This is a genomic window from Flavobacterium sp. (assembly GCF_044348915.1).
Lineage (GTDB): Bacteria > Bacteroidota > Bacteroidia > Flavobacteriales > Flavobacteriaceae > Flavobacterium.
Window position 1 is genome coordinate 1 of the sequence record NZ_JBIKRX010000136.1, and the last position, 4,721, is coordinate 4,721.

General features: G+C 35.6%; 3 protein-coding genes. 2 read left to right on the forward strand and 1 reads right to left on the reverse strand.

Annotated features, from left to right (window positions below; translation table 11 throughout):
- Positions 1 to 325: 325 nt before the first annotated feature.
- Positions 326 to 3,157: an excinuclease ABC subunit UvrA gene (uvrA, locus tag ACIQ1E_RS13840; protein WP_396171929.1), complete on the forward strand. Its 2,832-nt coding sequence runs from the start codon at positions 326 to 328 to the stop codon at positions 3,155 to 3,157.
- Between the two features lie 82 nt (positions 3,158 to 3,239).
- Positions 3,240 to 3,662 (forward strand): endonuclease domain-containing protein, encoded by a 423-nt coding sequence (locus tag ACIQ1E_RS13845; RefSeq protein ID WP_396171931.1) that lies wholly within the window; start codon positions 3,240 to 3,242, stop codon positions 3,660 to 3,662.
- A gap of 291 nt (positions 3,663 to 3,953) precedes the next feature.
- Here ACIQ1E_RS13845 and ACIQ1E_RS13850 read toward each other — a convergent pair whose 3' ends face one another.
- Positions 3,954 to 4,565 (reverse strand): ankyrin repeat domain-containing protein, encoded by a 612-nt coding sequence (locus tag ACIQ1E_RS13850; RefSeq protein WP_396171932.1) that lies wholly within the window; start codon positions 4,563 to 4,565, stop codon positions 3,954 to 3,956.
- Between the last annotated feature and the right edge of the window lie 156 nt (positions 4,566 to 4,721).

Genomic DNA, 4,721 nt, shown 5'->3' on the forward strand with positions numbered 1-4,721 from the left:
CAAAACTTTGCTAAAATACGCTCAGTCATTGATACAACTATAAAAAATGGCCTAAATGTATTGGAAGCATTGGTAATAATAGCTAAATTTGAGTTTGAATTATAAACTGATTAGTTACAAAAATTTTATCTAAATCAAGAATACAATTAGCATCATTTGAAAGTATAAATAAATTAAGCTACTTCGTTAACTATTTCTCGAGTTTTTTTTGTAAACGCAATGGGTTTTTGCACTTATTAGTAAGTAACTATTTTAACATAAACTTGGATGTACATATAACGAAAGAATAAATCAAAATGATAACTTTGCGTTTTGCCAAAATTCTATGCTAGAAAACGATAACAACATTGAAGTATTGGGTGCGAGAGTACACAATCTTAAAAATATAGATGTCCGCATTCCGCGGGAAAAATTGGTGGTGATTACCGGACTTTCAGGTTCGGGAAAATCATCCCTCGCTTTCGACACGATTTATGCCGAAGGACAACGCCGCTATGTAGAAACTTTTTCGGCTTATGCTAGACAATTTTTGGGAGGTTTGGAACGTCCCGACGTGGATAAAATTGATGGACTTTCTCCCGTAATCGCTATCGAACAAAAAACTACTAGTAAAAGCCCGCGCTCAACAGTTGGAACTATCACCGAAATTTATGATTTCCTTCGTTTACTATATGCTCGTGCTGCTGATGCTTACAGTTACAACACAGGTGAAAAAATGGTTTCGTATGACGACGAGCAAATCAAGGATTTAATTACTAAAGACTTTTTAGGAAAACGAATCAATATTCTGGCCCCAATTATTCGCGCTAGAAAAGGACATTATGCCGAATTATTTCAGCAAATTGCCAAACAAGGATTTTTGAAAGTCCGAATTAATGGAGATATTAAAGATATCACGGTTGGAATGAAACTCGACCGTTACAAAACCCACGATATTGAAATCGTGATCGACAGAATGATCATCGAAGACACTGCAGATAATGAAAAACGTCTAACCGAAAGCATCAAGACAGCGATGTATCAAGGTGAAAATGTTTTGATGATTCTAGACCAAGACACCAATGAAATTCGATTTTTTAGTCGGAATTTGATGTGTCCAACGACCGGAATTTCATATCAAAATCCAGAGCCGAATTTGTTTTCCTTCAACTCGCCTAAAGGAGCTTGTGATCACTGCAAAGGTTTGGGGACGATTAACGAAATCAATATCAAAAAAATTATTCCTAACCCCAAATTATCCATCAACAAAGGAGGTTTTGCTCCTTTGGGCGAGTACAAAAGCAGCTGGATGTTCAAGCAATTGGAAATCATTGGTGAAAAATTCGACTTCAAATTGACCGATCCTATTTCCACTATTTCCGAAGAGGCAATGGAAATGATCTTGAATGGCGGCAAAGAAAAATTCTCAGTCGAGTCGAAAGTTTTGGGCGTTACCAAAGAATATAAAATTGAGTTTGAAGGAATAGCTCATTTCATCAAAAACCAACACGACGAAAGCGGTTCTACAAGCATCAAACGTTGGGCAAAGGAATTTATGGACGAGGTAAATTGTCCCGTTTGCGAAGGTTCTCGATTGAAAAAAGAAGCCTTATTTTTCAAAATCAAAGACAAGAATATCAATGAATTATGCGGTATGGATATTTCAGACGTGACGGCTTGGTTTTTGGATTTGAACAACCATTTATCCGATAAACAAAAAACAATAGCCACTGAAGTTATCAAGGAAGTCAAAGATAGACTTAACTTTTTGATGAATGTTGGTCTAGATTATTTGGCTTTAAGCCGTAGTTCCAAATCACTTTCAGGTGGTGAAGCACAACGCATTCGATTGGCAACTCAAATTGGTTCGCAGTTGGTTGGAGTTTTATATATTTTAGACGAACCTAGCATTGGTTTACATCAAAGAGACAACGCCAAACTGATTCATTCCTTGGAACAATTGCGTGACATCGGCAACTCGGTAATCGTGGTAGAACACGATAAAGATATGATTGAGCAAGCCGATTATGTTATTGATATTGGCCCGAAAGCAGGTAAATATGGTGGCGAAATCATCAGCATTGGTACACCTGCCGAGACATTAAAATCAAACACCATTACCGCTCAATATTTGAACGGAAAAATGAAATTAGAAATTCCAAAAAAACGCCGTGAAGGCAATGGAAATTTCTTGAAATTGACCGGCGCTACTGGAAATAATCTGAAAAATGTTTCGATAGAATTGCCTCTAGGTAAAATGATTTGCGTAACCGGCGTTTCGGGAAGCGGAAAATCGACCTTGATAAACGAAACCCTCTACCCTATTTTGAACTCCTTTTATTTTAATGGTGTCAAAAAACCGAAACCGTACAAAAAAATTGAAGGTTTGGAACATATCGACAAAGTGATTGATATTGACCAAAGTCCAATTGGAAGAACACCTAGATCTAATCCTGCTACTTACACCGAGGTATTTACCGAAATCCGAAACTTGTTTACAATGACTTCGGAAAGTATGATTCGTGGTTACAAAGCGGGACGTTTTAGTTTTAATGTAAAAGGCGGACGATGCGAAACCTGCGAAGGCTCGGGCGTTCGAACAATTGAAATGAACTTTTTACCCGATGTATACGTAGAATGCGAAACCTGCCAAGGCAAACGCTTTAATAGAGAAACTTTAGAGATTCGCTACAAAGGAAAGTCCATTTCGGATGTGCTGAATATGACCATTGACGAAGCCGTTCCTTTCTTTGAAAATATTCCGAAGATTTATCGAAAAGTGAAAACGTTGCAAGATGTTGGTTTGGGCTATATTACACTGGGACAACAAAGTACAACCTTATCCGGTGGCGAAGCGCAACGTATCAAATTAGCAGGAGAATTATCCAAAAAAGACACAGGAAACACCTTTTATATCTTAGATGAACCGACTACTGGTCTTCATTTTGAAGACATTCGAGTATTGATGGAAGTAATCAATAAATTGGTTGATAAAGGCAACACCATCTTGATTATCGAGCACAATATGGATGTAATCAAACTAGCAGATTACATCATCGACATTGGCCCCGAAGGAGGAAAAGGCGGCGGAGAAGTCGTTGCCAAAGGAACTCCAGAGGAAATAGTAAAAAATAAGAAAAGCTACACAGCACAGTTTCTGAAAAAAGAGTTGTCTTAATTCCCCTTCTCTGGAGGGGTGCCCGAAGGGCGGGGTGGTTTTTAGACTTGCTAATTTATCCTAAGCCTAAAATTAAACTTGTATGATAAACGATAAAGAAATAACAGCGTACATAAATGGGCAACCCATTTATAGAAACTTTATTGAAGATTTACCATACAATTTGAAGCTAAAAACTCGTGCTCGAGTATTACGTAAGGCAGGAGTGCTATCGGAAGTCATTTTTTGGAAGCAAGTGCACAAAGAAATGTTTTGGAAAATAGACTTTGACAGACAAAGAATTATTGGAAATTACATAGTAGATTTTTATATAAAAACATTAGGTTTAGTGGTTGAAATCGACGGATCAAGCCATAATAACAAAGAAGATTATGACCAAAAACGAGAAGATTATTTGATTTCGTTGGGGTTAAGGGTATATAAAATTTCGGATTTAAGAGTGAAACACGATTTAAATAACGTGATGACGGAGTTAGAGAATTATATTATTGAGGAGTTTGGTTGAGAGAACATTCGTATTATTTAAAAAACCACCCCACCCTTCGGGCACCCCTCCATAGGAGGGGAAATGCAAAAGAAATAATTGCAATAACAAGGAACTCCCGAAGAAATTATCAAAAATAAAAAAAGCTACACAGCACAGTTTCTAAAAAAAGAGTTGTCTTAATTCAAGTCCGAAGGAGAAAAAAAATTAATTTTTAAACATAAAAAAAGCATCATTATATAAACTATAAGGATGCTTTTTATTGATGAATTAAAACCTTAACCGAGCCAATTGCAATCTTTAACAGGGAATTTAAATTATTGTAACGTCACCTTGCGAACTAACATTACTTTTTACAATCGATTTTTTATTAATTTCAATAAAATTTAAAGGATGAAAATCATTGAATCCTGCACTTTCAATAATTTGTTCTTCCTCTAAAATAATTCTATCGATTGTTTTGCTTGGCTTTGTTAATAAAACTGGTTCTGCATACAAAAAAGCAGCATCATCAAGTAGCGAAATATTCACTTGCTGAGTAACTGATGTGGTTTTCAAAACGGCAATTACATCATTAGCATTAGACAACTCAGCATATTTCAAGGCAGTAAATCCTTGGCTATCTTTAATGTCACGATCTGCTCCTTTTTGTAATAAATATTCAATAATTTCTACTTTGTTATAGCGAGCAGCGTACATTAGGGGTGTTAGCCCATTAATTTTCTTATTTATTTTCGTGCCGCTTTCTATAAATTGCTTAACAGTTTCTATCTCCCCTTTACTAATCGCAATTGCGAAAGCGGATGGAGATTCAGAAAAAACATTTTGATTTCTTTGACTATCAAAACTATTTGTATTAGAAGCATAAGAAGCATTAGCAAATGCTATGATGGTAATCCCTAAATAAATGATTAAATTTTTCATTGTAATTGCATTTAAATTATTAATTATTGTTTTTGTAACTAATCAGTTTATAATTCAAACTCAAATTTAGCTATTATTACCAATGCTTCCAATACATTTAGGCCATTTTTTATAGTTGTATCAATGACTGAGCGTATTTTAGCAAAGTTTTGTGCT